Origin of the sequence: Dactylosporangium sp. McL0621, assembly GCF_049995355.1 — a bacterium.
Taxonomy (GTDB): Bacteria; Actinomycetota; Actinomycetes; order Mycobacteriales; family Micromonosporaceae; genus Dactylosporangium.
Genome location: NZ_CP188259.1, coordinates 3,500,719 through 3,515,366, shown reverse-complemented (window position 1 = coordinate 3,515,366; position 14,648 = coordinate 3,500,719). Strand labels below are relative to the sequence as shown.

The 14,648-nt window shown below is 71.9% G+C and carries 14 protein-coding genes; 6 read left to right on the top strand and 8 right to left on the bottom strand.

Annotation, left to right across the window (positions count from 1 at the left end):
- Nucleotides 1-114: 114 nt before the first annotated feature.
- The 4 genes from ACPPVO_RS16575 to chvE form a co-directional block, all read right to left on the bottom strand.
- A complete protein-coding gene (locus ACPPVO_RS16575) occupies nucleotides 115-1,341 on the bottom strand; it encodes an endo-1,4-beta-xylanase (protein ID WP_426512088.1) in 1,227 nt (408 codons plus the stop codon).
- Nucleotides 1,342-1,452: 111 nt separating this feature from the next.
- Nucleotides 1,453-2,673 (bottom strand): multiple monosaccharide ABC transporter permease, encoded by a 1,221-nt coding sequence (mmsB, locus tag ACPPVO_RS16570; RefSeq protein ID WP_426512087.1) that lies wholly within the window; start codon nucleotides 2,671-2,673, stop codon nucleotides 1,453-1,455.
- The gene (gene mmsA, locus ACPPVO_RS16565) at nucleotides 2,670-4,214 is read right to left on the bottom strand and encodes a multiple monosaccharide ABC transporter ATP-binding protein (RefSeq protein WP_426512086.1); all 1,545 of its coding nucleotides are present in this window, start codon (nucleotides 4,212-4,214) and stop codon (nucleotides 2,670-2,672) included. The genes mmsB and mmsA overlap by 4 nt, the downstream gene beginning before the upstream one ends.
- 69 nt (nucleotides 4,215-4,283) lie before the next feature.
- Complete coding sequence (gene chvE, locus ACPPVO_RS16560) at nucleotides 4,284-5,402, bottom strand: multiple monosaccharide ABC transporter substrate-binding protein (RefSeq protein ID WP_426512085.1); 1,119 nt, start codon at nucleotides 5,400-5,402, stop codon at nucleotides 4,284-4,286.
- A gap of 179 nt (nucleotides 5,403-5,581) precedes the next feature.
- On the opposite strand from chvE, the gene ACPPVO_RS16555 reads away from it, so the two are divergent.
- Entirely contained in the window at nucleotides 5,582-6,010 is a 429-nt protein-coding gene (locus ACPPVO_RS16555; protein ID WP_426512084.1) for a MarR family winged helix-turn-helix transcriptional regulator, read from the top strand.
- 23 nt (nucleotides 6,011-6,033) lie between these two features.
- Nucleotides 6,034-6,942, top strand: a complete 909-nt coding sequence (locus tag ACPPVO_RS16550) for an NADP-dependent oxidoreductase (protein WP_426512083.1) — start codon at nucleotides 6,034-6,036, stop codon at nucleotides 6,940-6,942.
- Nucleotide 6,943: 1 nt separating this feature from the next.
- Here ACPPVO_RS16550 and ACPPVO_RS16545 read toward each other — a convergent pair whose 3' ends face one another.
- The gene (locus tag ACPPVO_RS16545; RefSeq protein WP_426512082.1) at nucleotides 6,944-8,338 is read right to left on the bottom strand and encodes a pyridoxal phosphate-dependent decarboxylase family protein; all 1,395 of its coding nucleotides are present in this window, start codon (nucleotides 8,336-8,338) and stop codon (nucleotides 6,944-6,946) included.
- 88 nt (nucleotides 8,339-8,426) lie between these two features.
- Nucleotides 8,427-8,999 (bottom strand): TetR/AcrR family transcriptional regulator, encoded by a 573-nt coding sequence (locus ACPPVO_RS16540; protein ID WP_426512081.1) that lies wholly within the window; start codon nucleotides 8,997-8,999, stop codon nucleotides 8,427-8,429.
- Between the two features lie 71 nt (nucleotides 9,000-9,070).
- Between ACPPVO_RS16540 and ACPPVO_RS16535 the strand changes: the two genes are divergently transcribed.
- Nucleotides 9,071-9,421 (top strand): DUF4267 domain-containing protein, encoded by a 351-nt coding sequence (locus tag ACPPVO_RS16535; protein WP_426512080.1) that lies wholly within the window; start codon nucleotides 9,071-9,073, stop codon nucleotides 9,419-9,421.
- Between the two features lie 2 nt (nucleotides 9,422-9,423).
- Here ACPPVO_RS16535 and ACPPVO_RS16530 read toward each other — a convergent pair whose 3' ends face one another.
- Complete coding sequence (locus ACPPVO_RS16530; protein ID WP_426512079.1) at nucleotides 9,424-9,798, bottom strand: nuclear transport factor 2 family protein; 375 nt, start codon at nucleotides 9,796-9,798, stop codon at nucleotides 9,424-9,426.
- 71 nt (nucleotides 9,799-9,869) lie between these two features.
- Here ACPPVO_RS16530 and ACPPVO_RS16525 point away from each other — a divergent pair, with 71 nt between their 5' ends.
- Complete coding sequence (locus tag ACPPVO_RS16525) at nucleotides 9,870-10,460, top strand: TetR/AcrR family transcriptional regulator (protein WP_426512078.1); 591 nt, start codon at nucleotides 9,870-9,872, stop codon at nucleotides 10,458-10,460.
- A 6-nt stretch (nucleotides 10,461-10,466) separates the two neighbouring features.
- On the opposite strand, the gene ACPPVO_RS16520 is transcribed toward ACPPVO_RS16525, so the two are convergent.
- Nucleotides 10,467-11,510 (bottom strand): helix-turn-helix domain-containing protein, encoded by a 1,044-nt coding sequence (locus ACPPVO_RS16520; RefSeq protein ID WP_426512077.1) that lies wholly within the window; start codon nucleotides 11,508-11,510, stop codon nucleotides 10,467-10,469.
- Nucleotides 11,511-11,585: 75 nt separating this feature from the next.
- Between ACPPVO_RS16520 and ACPPVO_RS16515 the strand changes: the two genes are divergently transcribed.
- Both ACPPVO_RS16515 and ACPPVO_RS16510 read left to right on the top strand, forming a co-directional pair.
- Nucleotides 11,586-13,211, top strand: coding sequence for an FAD-binding dehydrogenase (locus tag ACPPVO_RS16515; RefSeq protein ID WP_426512076.1), 1,626 nt, complete (start codon nucleotides 11,586-11,588; stop codon nucleotides 13,209-13,211).
- A gap of 73 nt (nucleotides 13,212-13,284) precedes the next feature.
- Nucleotides 13,285-14,640 carry a sodium:proton exchanger gene (locus ACPPVO_RS16510; RefSeq protein ID WP_426512075.1) on the top strand — a complete coding sequence of 452 codons (1,356 nt, stop codon included), beginning with the start codon at nucleotides 13,285-13,287 and terminating at the stop codon, nucleotides 14,638-14,640.
- Nucleotides 14,641-14,648 lie beyond the last annotated feature (8 nt).

Genomic DNA, 14,648 nt, shown 5'->3' with positions numbered 1-14,648 from the left:
CGGGGGCGCGCCCGCGGCGCGAAACCAGCCGATCGGCCCGCAACGGGCTCCGAACAGACGCCGGGGCGGGCGCCGATCGGGCGCCCGCCCCGGTCTCCTAACCCCCAGTAACGCTCAGCGTCGCGGCTTCTGCGGCGCCCGCGGCTGCACGAGCGGCGGGCCCGCGGCGGCCAGGTCGCCCTGGACCGTGCGCAGCGACTTCTTCGGCTGGTAGTTCGCGTCCCACAGGCAGCCCGCACCCTCCGGCGGGTTCTTGAACCAGCCGGGAATCCACGAGTGCTTGTCGGTGAAGCCCCACACCGTGAACGACAGGCAGTGGCGGTTCATCAGGCACGCCTGGAGCAGGACGTGATAGTTGTACGCCGCGGCCTGGTCGCGCGCGTTGAGGTCGGCGCCGGCCGCGTCCAGGGTCGGGTCGGACGCGTTCTTGAGGAGGCTGCGCGCGTCCACCTCGGTGAAGGCGACGGCCAGGCCCAGGTCGGTGAAGCGCTGCAGCGCGTCGGCCACCGCGAGCACGTCGTAGTTGCCGTACTGGGTGCTGAGGTGGCCCTGGCTGCCGACGCCGTCGATCGGTACACCCTGGGCCCGCAGCTTCCTGACCATGTCGTAGACGAACTGCGTCTTGTCGCCGGCGCCGCCGTCGCCGAACGCCTCGATGTTGTAGTCGTTGTAGAACAGCAGCGCCTTGGAGTCGGCGGCGCGGGCCCAGCGGAAGGCGTCGGCGAGGTAGTCCGGGCCGAGCAGGTCGGCGAACTTCTGCTTCAGCGAGCCGGTGTTGCCCCCGAGGTGGATCGCCGACGGGGTCTCCCACGGGTCGGAGACGGCCTCGTTCACCACGTCCCACTGCCAGATCTTGCCGCGGAAGTGGGTCACGACGTCGGTGATGTGCTTCTGCAGCAGGGCGCGCAGCTGCGGGCCGTCGATCGTGCCGTCCTGGATGCCGGTGGACAGCCAGCCCGGCAGCTGGCTGTACCAGGCCAGGACGTGGCCGCGCACCTGCTGGTGGTTGCGCTGGGCGGACGCGACGAACGCGTCGGCGGTGGCCCAGTCGTAGGTGCCGCGGGTCGGCTCGAGGCTCTCCCACTTCATCGCGTTCTCGGCCGTGACGGTGGAGAACTGGCTGTCCACGAGGGACTTGTACTGCGGGTCGGCGGCGTCGCCGTAGGCGGCGGCGTCCACGGCGGTGCCGACGGCCAGGCCGTTGCGGGCGGCGAGTCCGCGCAGGCTCTGGTCCTGCGTCGCCGGCGGGCGGGGGCCGCCGGCGGACGCCGCGACGGCGCCGAGCGTGACCGCGGCCACGGCCGCGACGAGGCCGGCCGTGGCCATTCTGCGTAATGTCATCTGGTGGCTCCCGATTGTTTCGAAACAATGGACGGGAAACGCCTTACGACATCGACGCTATTGGGCCGTCAATACCTCCGTCAATAGTTCACGTTATCGAAACATTGCCAATCATTGACTTGAGTTCGCGACGCGCTTGCTCACGATGTCGAAGGCGACGGCGGCGATCAGTACCAGGCCCTTGATGGCCTGCTGCCAGGCGGCGTCGACGCCCAGAATCGAAAGGCCCATGTTCAGCACGCCCATGATCAGCGCGCCGATCACGGCCCCCGTCACCTTGCCGATTCCGCCGGTCACGGCCGTGCCGCCGATGAACGCGGCGGCAATCGCGTCCAATTCGTAGTTGGTGCCCGCGCCCGCCACGCCGGCCCCCGCGCGCGAGGTGGTGACGACCGCGGCGACGCTCGCGAGGATGCCCATGTTGACGAAGATGAGGAAAGTTACACGCTTCGTCTTCACGCCCGACAGTTTCGCCGCGGCGAGGTTTCCGCCCATCGCGTAGATGTGCCGGCCGAACACGGTGTTGCCCATGATGTACGTGTACAGAATGACGAGCGCGCCGACGATGATGAGCACGTTGGGGGTGCCGTCGGTGCTCTCGGCGAGCAGATAGGTGATGTACGCGATGAGGCCCGCGAACACGACGAGCTTGCCGATGAACGCCGCGCGCGGCTCGAGCCGCAGGTCGTAGCGGATCAGCTCGCGGCGGGTGCGCAGCTGGGAGAAGGCGAGGCCGCCGATCGCGACGATGCCGACGAGCAGCGTCATGCCGTCGAGGTTGCCGAGGAAGCCCAGCGAGTTGGGCAGCGACTTGGCCGCGATGGCGCCGAAGCCCCGGTCCTGCACCGGCACCGTCTGGCTCACCGCGAGCACGGCCAGGCCGCGGAAGAGCAGCATGCCGCCCAGCGTCACGATGAACGCCGGGATCCCGACGTAGGCGATCCAGAACCCCTGCCAGCAGCCCACCGCGATCCCGACGGCGACGCTCGCGGCCACGGCGACGGGCCACGGCCAGTGCCACTCGGTGATCATCAGGGCGCAGTACCCGCCGATGAACGCCACGATGGAGCCGACGGACAGGTCGATGTGCTGGGCGACGATGACCATCACCATGCCGATCGCGAGGATCAGCACGTACGCGTTCTGCTGCACCAGGGCGGCGACGTTGTCCGGGTACAGCAGCCGGCCGTCGGTGAGGATCTGGAAGGTGATGACGATCGCGATGAGGATCGTCAGCATCCCGTACTGCCACAGGTTCTGACCCAGGTAGCCGCGCAGCGACGAGACCTCGGTGGGCTTCGTCTCCGGTTGCAGCGTCTCAGTAGTGCTCACCGGCTGACCCCGCTCTTGTCCATGGTCATGTACCGCATCAGGCCCTCCTGGGTCGCCTCGGCCCGGTCCACCTCGCCGGTGATCCGGCCCTGGCTCATCGCATAGATCCGGTCGCAGATCCCGAGCAGCTCCGGCAGCTCGGAGGAGATCACCACGACCGCCTTGCCGGCGTCGGCCAGCGCGTTGATGATTTCGTAGATCTCGTACTTCGCGCCGACGTCGATGCCGCGCGTCGGCTCGTCGAGGATGAGCACCTCGGGCTCGGTGAAGAGCCACTTGCTCAGCACGACCTTCTGCTGGTTGCCGCCGGAGAGCTTGCCGGTGAGCACGGCGACGGAGTCGGCCTTGACCCGCATCTCCTTGCGCAGCCGCTCGGCCCGGTGGACCTCCTCGGCGTTGTTGACGACGCCGAGGCGCGCGACCGCCGCGAGCTTGGCCGCGGTGATGTTGCGCTTGACGTCCTCGATCAGGTTCAGGCCGTAGCGCTTGCGGTCCTCGGTCGCGTAGGCGATCCCGTGGGCGATGGCCTCGTCCACGGTACGGACGCGGATCTCCTTGCCGTGCAGGAACACCCGCCCGGAGATCCCGGTGCCGTAGCTGTGCCCGAAGACGCTCATCGCGAGCTCGGTGCGCCCGGCGCCCATGAGCCCCGCGACGCCGACGATCTCCCCGCCGCGCACGTTGAGGGCCGCGCGGTCGACGACGACGCGGCTGCGGTCGATCGGATGGTGCACGGTCCAGTCCTCGATGCGCAGCACCTCCTCGCCGATGCGCGGGGTGTGCTCGGGGAACCGGTGCGCGAGATCCCGCCCGACCATGGCGCGGATGATCCCGTCCTCGGACACGGCGTCGGCGCCGTGCATGCCGAAGGTGGCCACGGTACGGCCGTCGCGGATCACGGTCGTGGTGTCGGCGATCGCCGCGATCTCGTTGAGCTTGTGCGAGATGATGATCGACGTGATCCCCTGGTCCCGCAGCTGGCGGATCAGGCCGAGCAGGTGCTCGGAGTCGGCGTCGTTGAGCGCGGCGGTCGGCTCGTCGAGGATGAGCAGCCGCACCCGCTTCGACAGCGCCTTGGCGATCTCGACGAGCTGCTGCTTGCCGACGCCGATGTCGAGGATCTTCGTGTCCGGCTGCTCGTGCAGGCCGACGCGGGCCAGCAGCTCGGCGGCGCGCCGGTTGGTCTGCGGCCAGTTGACGATCCCGCGGCGGGCCTGCTCGTTGCCGAGGAAGATGTTCTCGGCGATGGACAGGAAGGGGCTGAGCGCGAGCTCCTGGTGGATGATCACGATGCCGCGGTGCTCGGAGTCGCGGACCGACTTGAAGTGGCACGGCTCGCCGTCGAAGACGATGTCGCCCTCGTAGCTGCCGTGCGGGTACACCCCGCTGAGGATCTTCATCAGCGTGGACTTGCCGGCGCCGTTCTCGCCGCAGATGGCGTGCACCTCGCCCTCGGCCACGCTCATGGTCACGTCGGCGAGGGCCCGGACGCCGGGAAACGTCTTGGTGATCCCGCGCATTTGCAGGATGGGGCTGGGCATGGGGCTCCCCTTGGGAACTGGCGAGGGCCGGGGCCGCGTCGGCGGCCCCGGCCCCTTCGGGCTGAGGTGTTACAGGCCCAGGTCGGAGGCCTTGAAGAAGCCGGAGTCGACCAGCTTCGACTTCACGTCGTCCTTGGTGACCACGACGGGTGGGAGGAGGTAGGAGGGTACGACCTTGACGCCGTTGTTGTACGTCTTGGTGTCGTTGGTCTCCACCGCGGTGCCCTTGTTGATCGCGTCGACCATCTTCGCGACCTGGTCGCCGAGGGTGCGGGTGTCCTTCCAGACCGTCATGGACTGCTTGCCGGCCAGGATGTTCTTGGTGTTGGCCAGGTCGGCGTCCTGCCCGGTGAGCAGCGGCCAGTCACCGCCGGGCTTGTACCCGTGGGAGTCCAGCGACTGCGCGATACCCAGGGCCAGGGAGTCGTTCGGCGACAGCACGACGTCGACCTTCTTGCCGCCGGTGTAGAACGAGTTCAGCCGGTTGTCCATCTCGGCCTGGGCCGTCTCGGTCTTCCAGCCGTTGATCGAGACCGTCTTCCAGTCGTCGTTGCTGGCCAGCTTCTTCCCCGAGGGGATGACGAGCTTGCCGCTGTCGACGTACTGCTTGAGCACGTCCCAGGCGCCGGCGAAGAAGAACTTGGCGTTGTTGTCGTCGGAGGAGCCCGCGAACGGCTCGAGGTTGAACGGGCCCTTGCCCGCGTCCAGGCCGAGCTTGGACACGATGAACTGGCCCTGCAGCTGCCCGACCTTGTAGTTGTCGAACGTCGCGTAGTAGTCCACGTTCGGGCTGGAGTTGATCAGCCGGTCGTACGCGATGACCTTGACCTTCTTGTCCGCGGCCTGCTGCAGCACCGGGGCCAGGGCCGTCCCGTCGATCGACGCGATGACCAGGATCTTCGCCTTGTCGTTGATCATGTTCTGGAGCTGGGTGATCTGCTGGTCGACCTTGTTGTCCGCGTACTGCAGCGAGGTCTTGTACCCAGCCTTCTTCAACAGGTCCTCGAGGTGGGCGCCGTCGTTGTTCCAGCGCTCCAGGCTGCGGGTCGGCATGGCGATACCGACCAGCGCGGGACCGCTGTCACCGCCACCGGTGGTGTCGTCCTTGCGGGTGTCACTGCAGGCCGACGTCGTGGCCAGCACTGCGGCCAGAGCGGTGGCGGCCAGGATCTTGAGGGTCTTGCCCATCCCTGACGCCTCCTTTCGTATCGGGAGGACGGGGTGTGCGCGCAGGGTGTCGGGGTTTGTTAACGCCGCGAACATACCTCCCCGCAGCGGCGAGCGCATGTAACAGATCAGTAACACCAATGTCCGCGATGTGACCGTAACAACATTAGAGCTAATGTAATTAGTGCTAATGTATCTGCATGACGGATCTTCGGCAGGTCTTCGACGACCTGGTGCGGTTCGAGACCGATCTCTGGAACGGCATCGACGCGCGGCTGCGGGCGGCCGGCGCGGTGCCCCTCGGCAGCCTCAACGTGCTGCAGGTCGTGGCCCGGACCGAGGCGTGCCGGGTAAACGACATCGCCGACGCGCTGTCGATCACCATCGGCGGGGCCAGCCAGGCGGTCGACCGACTGGTCGCGCGGGAGCTCCTCGCGCGCCGGCTCAACCCCGAGGACCGCCGATCGTCCATTGTGGAGCTGACCGGGGCCGGCGCGGCGGCGACCGCGGCGGCCGAGGAGGTCTTCGACGCCGAGCTCGCCGCGTGGTTCGGCGGCGTGCTGACGGGTAACGCCCTGCGGAGCTTCGCCCGCACCCTTTCCACCCTGCGCAACTGGAGACGAACATGACTTCATCCCCTTCTGCTCGCGCCGTGCGGTTCGACACCTTCGGCGGGCCCGAGGTGTTGTACGTGGCCGAGATCCCGATGCCGTCACCCGGCCCCGGTGAGGTGGTCGTCGCCGTGCGCGCGGCCGGCGTCAACCCCGGGGAAAGCGGTATCCGCACGGGGGCGCTCGAGTTCAAGTACCGGACCGCGCTCCCCAGCGGCGAGGGCAGCGACCTGGCCGGCGTGGTCACCGCGACCGGCCCCGGCGTCACCGCGTTCGCGCCCGGCGACGAGGTGCTCGGCTTCTCCTGGACCCGCTCCAGCCACGCCACCCACACCGCGGTGCCGGTCACCCAGCTCATCCCGAAGCCGGCGGCGCTGTCGTGGGAGGTGGCGGGCGCCCTCTACGTCGTGGCCTGCACCGCCTACGCCGCGACCCGCGCGGTCGGCGCCCGGTCCGGCGAGACGATCGCCGTGTCGGCCGCGGCGGGCGGGGTCGGCACCCTGACCGTCCAGCTGCTGCGCCACCTCGGCGCCCGGGTCCTGGCCATCGCCTCACCGTCCAACCGGGACTGGCTCGCGGCCCACGGCGCCGAGCAGATCACCTACGGCGAGGGCCTCGCGGACCGGCTGCGCGCGGCGGCACCCGAGGGCATCGACGCCTTCATCGACCTGTTCGGGCCGCAGTACGTCGATCTCGCCCTCGAGCTCGGCATCCCGAAGGACCGCATCAACACCATCATCGCCTTCCAGTCCGCCGAGCGCCTGGGCGTGAAGGCCGAGGGCAGCGAGGACGCGTCCACTGTGGATGTTCTCACGTACATGGCCGGGCTCGTGGCCGACGGCATCCTGGAGGTCCCGATCGCCGCCACGTACGCGCTGGACGACGTGGCGAAGGCCTTCGAGGAGGTGGATCGCCGCCACACCAGGGGTAAAATCGTCCTCCTGCCGTGACTCAGGCCGTCGCGGCCACCGCGCGGCGCAGGGCCTCCAGGGACTCGTCGATGTCGTCGTCATCGGTGGACCAGTTGCTCACCGACACGCGCAGGATCGTGCGGCCGCGCCAGCGGGAGCCCGACATCCACGCGCGCCCCTCGGCGAGCAGGGCCCGGGTCACCGCGGCCGTGCGCTCGTCGTCGCCGAACGTGGCGCACACCTGGGTGAACACGACGTCGTTGAGCACCTCGGCGCCGTCGATCGCGGCGATGCCCCCGGCCAGCCGGCGGGCGTTGCGCGCGAACCCGTCCACCATGTCCGCGACCCCCCGCCGCCCCAGCGAGCGCAGCGCGGCCCACACCGGTACCCCGCGGGCCCGCCGGGACAGCTCGGGCACCTTCTCGAACGGGTCGGCCGGCCCGCCGGGGCCCGCGGGCTCGATGAGGTAGCTGGCCTCGACGCCCATCGCGGCCCGCAGCGCCGAGGGGTCGGCGACGATCGCGATCCCGCAGTCGTACGGCACGTTCAGCGTCTTGTGCGCGTCCGTCGCCCACGAGTCGGCGCGCTCGAGCCCCGGCACGAGTCCGCGCAGCCCCGGCGATGCGGCCGCCCACAGCCCGAAGGCCCCGTCGACGTGCACCCAGGCCCCGCGGGCGTGGGCGAGCTCGCAGGCCTCGCCGATCGGGTCGAACGCTCCACTGTGGACGTTCCCGGCCTGCAGGCACACGATGGTGGGCCCCGCACCGGTGTCGTGCAGCGCCTCGGCGAGCGCGTCGAGGCGGATGCGGCCCTGCTCGTCGGCGGCGACCGGGGTCGGGGCGCCCAGGCCGAGGTACCGCAGCGCCAGATCGAGCGTGTCGTGCCGCTCCTCGCCGACCAGCACGCGGATGCGCGGAGCCCCGAACAGCCCGTCGAAGTCGAGGTCCCAGCCGTGCCGGGCGAGCACCCGCCGCCGTGCGGCGGCCAGGCCGGTGAAGTTGGCCATCGTGGCGCCGGTGACGAACCCGACGTCGGCCCCGGCGGGCAGGCCGAGCAGCTCGAGCACCCAGGCGCCGGCCGCCTCCTCCAGCGCGGCGGTGGCCGGTGTCGGGAACCGCATGGCGCCGTTCTGGTCCCAGGCGCTGACCAGCCAGTCGGCCCCGAGCGCGGCGGGCAGCGTGCCGCCGATGACCCAGCCGTAGAAACGCCCGGACGGCATCGCCATGAGCCCCGGCTCCGCCGAGCGGGCGAGCAGGTCGACGACCTCACCGGCGTCGGCCGGCTCCGCGGGCAGCGGCCCGCCGACGACGGACGCGAGCGCGTCGGCGTCGGCGCGCGGGGGCACGGCCCGCCCGGCGAGCGAGCCCAGCCAGGCCCGGGCGTGCGAGTCAGCCGCGGCGAGGGCGGCGTCGTAGGCGTCCTTGTGCGCACTCATGGGGTCCACTCTGCCCCCTCCGGAGCCACTCGCGTCGAGGTCCACCTCCGAAGTGGCGGACCCCGCCCCGGCCGACCTCGCCGGGCGTTCAGGTCGTGAAGCGCGCCAGCAGGATCGCGAGGCGGCGGTCCTGCTGCTCCCGCGGCAGGCGTTCGCCCCGGGTCAGGGTCACCAGCCCGTGCAGCGCCGCCCACAGTGTCTCGGTCAGCAGCCCCACGTCGTCGCCGCCCGCGAACGGGGTCAGGGCCGACACCAGGGCGCCGAACGCCGCCCGCAACGGCGCCGGGGTCTCCTCGGCGGCGAAGGGCAGGTCGACGGCCCGGGCGAACATCGCGTCGTAGAGCGCGGGCCGCCGGTCGGCGAACCCGAGGTACGCCGCCGCCACCGCGGCCAGGGCCGCCCGGTCCCCGCCGGCCGCGGCCCGGGCCGCTTCCAGCTCCGCCGCGAGGTCCGCGAAGCCCTCGACGGCGACCGCCGCCATGATCGCGTCCTTGCTCTTGAAGTGGCTGTAGAGGACCGGCTGGCTGTACTCGACCCGCTCCGCCAGCCGCCGCGTCGTCACCGCCTCCCAGCCCTGCGCCTCGGCGAGCTCCCGCGCCGCCGCGACGATCAGCCGCTCCCGCAGTGCCCGCTCGCGTTCCCGCCGACCTTCGCTAGTCATGCTTGAAATTCTAGCACCGCTAGCGCTAGCATCGACACTACTTCTAGCAACGCTAGCGAAGGGCTTCCGAAATGTTGGCGAATGGCCTGGCGATCGTGCTCAACCTGTTCATCCTGTTCATCGGCGGGCGCTTCCTGGTGCAGCCCCGCCCGGCCGCGACCGGCTACGGCGTGCCCGGCGACGGCGCCTACCTCGCGGTCAAGGGCGTGCGCGACATCACGTTCGGCCTGATCGGCCTGGCGCTGCTCGCCTTCGCGGGCACCACGGCCGAGGCCTGGTACATGCTGGTCGTCGCCCTGGTCCCGCTCGGCGACACCGTGATCGTGCTGCGCAACGGCGGCACGAAGGCGGCCGCGTTCGGCATCCACTTCGCCACCGCGATCGTGGTCCTGATCAGCGCGGCGCTGCTCTTCCTGGCCTGAGGTCAGAACATGCCGTTGGCGTTGCGCGCCTCCCCGGGGATCGGCTGCATCACGTCCCAGTGCTCCACGATGCGGCCCCCCTCCAGGCGGAAGATGTCGACGATCGCCGTGCCCGGCTGCCCCGGCACGCGCACCCCGTGGACGTGCCCGACGACAAGGTCGCCCTCGGCCACGAGCCGCCGCACGTCCGCCCGCAGCGCCGGGAAGTCCCGCCGCAGGCCCGTCACGAACTCCTCCAGCCCGGCCAGGCCGTCGGCGATGCGGGGATTGTGCTGGGTGTACCGCGGGCCGACGAGCCCGGCCGCCGCGGAGTAGTCCTTGCGGTTGATCGCCGCATCGTAGAAGGCGCGCACGACGTCCTTGTTGTCCATGGCCATCCCCTCGAAAGTAACTATACAGCTGTAGCGCTACGACCGTAGCGCAACGAACGTTGTCCTACAATGGGCGCGTGGAACGCGGACGGAACCCACGCGGGCAGGGCGATCGGCTGCGCGCCGAGATCGTGCATACGGCCCTGCGCCTGCTCGACGAGCTCGGTGACGACCAGGCGCTGTCCCTGCGCGCCGTGGCGCGGGAACTGCGCATCGCGGCGACCTCGGTGTACCTGCACTTCGAAGACCGCGACGCGCTCGTGCTCGCCGCGCTCCGGCAGTGCCAGGCCGAGCTGGCCGCCGCGACCGCCGGGGCCGAGTCCGCGGCGACCGGCCCCCGGGAACGGTTACGCGCCCGGGCACTGGTGCTGGGGGCGTGGGCGCACGAGCACCCGGGCCTGTTCAAGGTCCTGCACGAGACGACGCTGCACCAGCGCGCCGACATGAGCTTCCGGGAGGAGGTGGCGGCGGGCACGACCGCGGCCGTGCAGCGGTGCATGGACGCGGGCGACGCCCCGCCCGACGACGCGGCGACGGTGGCGCTGGACCTGCGGACCGCCGTCCACGGGGCGATCTCGATGCGCGTCAACCAGCCCGGCCGGCCCTGGCCCCCGCTGGAGGAGCAGGTCGACCGCTTCCTGGCCCGCCTGGTCTACCGCACCGGATAGAACCGGCTACGCGGCCGTCAGCGCGAGCTGCAGGGCCAGGCGCTCGTCCGGATCGTCGAGGCGGTCGCCGAACAGCTCGCGGAGGCGGCGCAGGCGGTACCGGATGGTCTGCGGATGGGTGTGCAGGGCCCGCGCCGCCGGGATCACCTGGCCCTGGCAGCGCAGCCAGGCGTGCAGCGTCTCGGTCAGCGGGCGCCGGGCGGCCGGGGAGAGCGCGGCCAGGGGAGCCAGGGCGCGGGCGGCGAGGCGGTCGGCGACCCCGGGCTCCCAGCCCAGCAGCAGCGGTACCAGCACGTCGTCGCAGTCCAGCACCCCGTCGGGCAGCCGCGCGGCCTGCTGCAGCTCCAGGGCCTTGCGCGAGATGCGGTACGAGCGCCGCGCCTCCCGCACCGGCACCGTCGGGCCGATCGCCGCGCGGCGGCCGGCCAGCGCGCGGTCCAGCGGGCCCGTGCTCAGCAGCCGGGTGGCGCCGTCGATGACCGTGGCGATCGCCCCGCCGCCCGCGGCCCGGGCCAGGTGCTCGGCGTCGGTGCCCTCGACGCTCACCGCGCACACCTGCGCGGGCAGCGGCCAGTTCGCGGCCTCGGCGGCGGCCGCCAGCGCCGGCTCGGACGGCGGCTCGGGCTGGACCAGCAGCGTGATGAGGCGGCGGCGGACCTGCGCCCAGTCCCGGGCCGCGTCCCGCTGCTCGTCCAGGTACCCCTCCGCGGCCGCGCCGGCGAGGGCGTCGACGTAGCCGAACAGGGCGGCGGCGGTGGAGTACAACTGCGGCGGTTGCAGCGGCCCCGGGCGCTCCACGAGCGCGGCCCAGAACGTCTGCGCGCCCAGGGTGAGGATCGAGCGCAGCGCGTCGACGCGGTGCCCCTCGCGGTACTCGGTGCGGCCGAGCTCGGCGAAGAGCGACAGGGTCGGGGCGAGGTCGGCGCCGGAGATGAACGTGGCAACGGCGGTCTCGACGCCCAGGGTGAGCCCGTGGCCCTGGCCGCCGGTGAGCGAGCGGCCCTGCTCGCGCATCGCGGCGCGGACCGCGGTCAGCACCGTTGTTGTCACCGGGGTGACAAACTCCGGCGGAAAATGTGTTTCGGGCACCAACGATTTTGGCACGGGGGTGCCTAGCCTGGTCGGGTGGATGCGGATGTGATCGTGGTCGGGGCCGGACTCGCCGGGCTGGTGGCGGCGGCCGAGGTGGCCGACGCGGGCAAGCGGGTCATCCTGCTCGACCAGGAGGGCGAGCAGAGCCTCGGCGGGCAGGCGTTCTGGTCGTTCGGCGGGCTGTTCCTCGTGGACTCGCCGGAGCAGCGGCGGATGGGCATCAAGGACTCGGCCGAGCTCGCCTGGCAGGACTGGCTGGGCAGCGCCCAGTTCGACCGGCCCGAGGACGAGTGGCCGCGGCGCTGGGCCGAGGCCTACGTGCACTTCGCGGCCGGCGAGAAGCGCGCCTGGCTGCGGGCCATGGGCCACCGCCTCTTCCCGGTCGTGGGCTGGGCCGAGCGCGGGGGCGGGCCGGCCGACGGGCACGGCAACTCGGTACCGCGCTTCCACATCACGTGGGGCACCGGCCCGGGCGTCGTGGAGCCGTTCGAGCGCCGGGTCCGGGCCGGCGACAAGGTACAGCTGCGCTTCCGGCACCGCGTCGACGAGCTGCGGCCCGGCGGGGTGGTGCGCGGCACGATCCTGGAGCCGAGCACCGTCGCGCGCGGGCAGAGCAGCTCCCGCGCCGCCGTCGGGGAGTTCGAGCTGTCGGCGGCCGCGGTCATCGTCACGTCGGGCGGGATCGGCGGCGACCACGACCTCGTGCGCAAGGCGTGGCCCCAGCGGCTCGGCCCGGCGCCGCGGCGGATGGTCGCCGGGGTGCCCGCGCACGTCGACGGGCGGATGCTCGGCATCACCGAGGCGGCCGGCGGGCGGGTCATCAACCCGGACCGGATGTGGCACTACACCGAGGGCCTGCGCAACTGGGACCCGATCTGGCCCAACCACGGCATCCGGATCCTGCCCGGGCCGTCGTCGCTGTGGCTGGACGCGACCGGCCGGCGGCTGCCGGCCCCGTGCTTCCCCGGCTTCGACACGCTGAGCACCCTGCGGCACATCACCGCCACCGGATACGACCACAGCTGGTTCATCCTCACCCAGAAGATCATCGAGAAGGAGTTCGCGCTGTCGGGCTCCGAGCAGAACCCCGACCTCACCAACCGCAGCGTCCGGCAGGTGCTGCAGCGCGTGAAGAAGGGCGCGCCGGGGCCGGTCGAGGCGTTCAAGGAGCACGGCGCCGACTTCGTGGTGGCGAACACGCTCGACGAGCTCATCGCCGGCATGCAGCGCCTCGAGCCCGGCGTGCCGCTCGACGCCGCCGCCATCAGGGGCACCGTCGAGGCCCGCGACCGCGAGATGACCAACACGTTCACGAAGGACGCACAGATCACGGCACTGCGGGGGGCGCGGTCGTACCGCGGGGACAAGCTCATCCGCGTCGCCTCCCCGCACCGGCTGCTGGACCCGAAGGCCGGGCCGCTCATCGCGGTGCGCCTGAACATCCTGACCCGTAAGACGCTCGGCGGGCTCGAGACCGACCTGTCCGGCCGGGTGCTGCGCGCCGACGGCAGTCCGCTGCCCGGCGTGTACGCGGCGGGCGAGGTCGCGGGCTTCGGCGGCGGGGGCATGCACGGGTACAACTCGCTGGAAGGAACGTTCCTGGGCGGTTGCCTGTTCTCGGGCCGCACCGCGGGCCGCGCCGCCGCCGAGGCGGTCTGACCACCGCGGGCGGGAGCGCGCCGCGCGGCGCACACCGGGCGGTCCGGCCACTGCGCCGGTAGCATCGGCGACCATGCGACGACCGCCCCTTTCGGGCCTGCTGGCACTCGCGGCGACCGTCCCCGGAGTGGTCGTCGCGCTCGCCGGCGTGCACCTGCCCGCCCCCGCGGCCGCGCTCGTGTTCGGCGGCGCCATCATCGGGGCCGCGTTCGTGCTCGCCTGGGCGGCCGAGGCGGCCCAGGTCGACGTGTCCGCCGGGCTGGCCGTCGCCGTCCTCGCCCTCATCGCGGTCCTGCCCGAGTACTCCGTCGACTTCGTCTTCACCTGGCGCGGCGGGGAGGCGGCGGCGCAGTACGGCGCGGACTGCCACCCGCCCGGCGGCGACGGCACCCCCTCGTGCTCCCTCGCGCTGGCCAACATGACCGGCGCCAACCGGATCCTGGTCGGCATCGGCTGGGTCGCCGTCGTGCTCATCGCCTGGCGCCGCTCGAAGCGGCGCGGGATCAGCCTGGGCCGCGCCGACGCCGTACCGCTCGCGTTTCTCACCATCGCCTCGCTGTACTGCCTGATCCTGCCCTTCAAGCGGACCCTCACGCTGTGGGACACCGCCGTGCTCGTCGCGGTCTTCGTCGCCTACAGCTGGCGGGTGTCGCGGGCCCCGGCCGGCGAGCCGGAGCTGGTCGGGCCGTCGGCGTGGGTCGGCGGGCTGGCCAAGGTCCCGCGCCGCACCACGGTCGTCGCGCTGTTCGTGGTCTCGGCCGCGGTCATCCTGCTCGCCGCCGAGCCGTTCGCGGCGGGCCTCGTCGACACCGGCCAGCAGCTGGGCATCAGCCAGTTCCTGCTCGTGCAGTGGGTGGCGCCGCTGGCCTCGGAGGCGCCCGAGCTGCTGGTGGCCGGGTTGTACGCGTACCGCCTGCACACCACCGAGGCGCTCGGCGCCCTGGTGTCCTCGAAGGTCAACCAGTGGACGCTGCTGGTCGGCACGCTGCCCGTGGTCTTCGCCGTGTCCAGCGGTGGTACCTCGGGCCTGCCGATCGAGCCCGCCCAGCGTGGCGAGCTGCTGCTGACCGCGGCCCAGTCGCTGCTGGCGATCGCGCTGCTGCTCGAGCTGACCCTGAGCCTGCGGGCGGCGCTGACGCTGCTCGGGCTGTTCCTGGTGCAGTTCGTGCTCGGCGCGGTCCTCCCGGCGCGGTGGCACGACGACGAGCTGGTGGCGCTCAGCGCTGTGTACCTCGCGCTCGCCGCCGTCGCCGTCGTGCGCAAGCGCGCGTGCCTGGTGCCGATGCTGCGCGACGGGCTGCGCACGCCGTACCGGCAGCTCGGCGAGAACCTGCACTGCACCACGACCGGCGGCGGTCGCCTCCGCCTGCGGACCCGGCTCCGGGAGCTCGTCGGCGCCGAACAGGTGGCGGGGCCCCACCTGCCGTAATCTGCCAC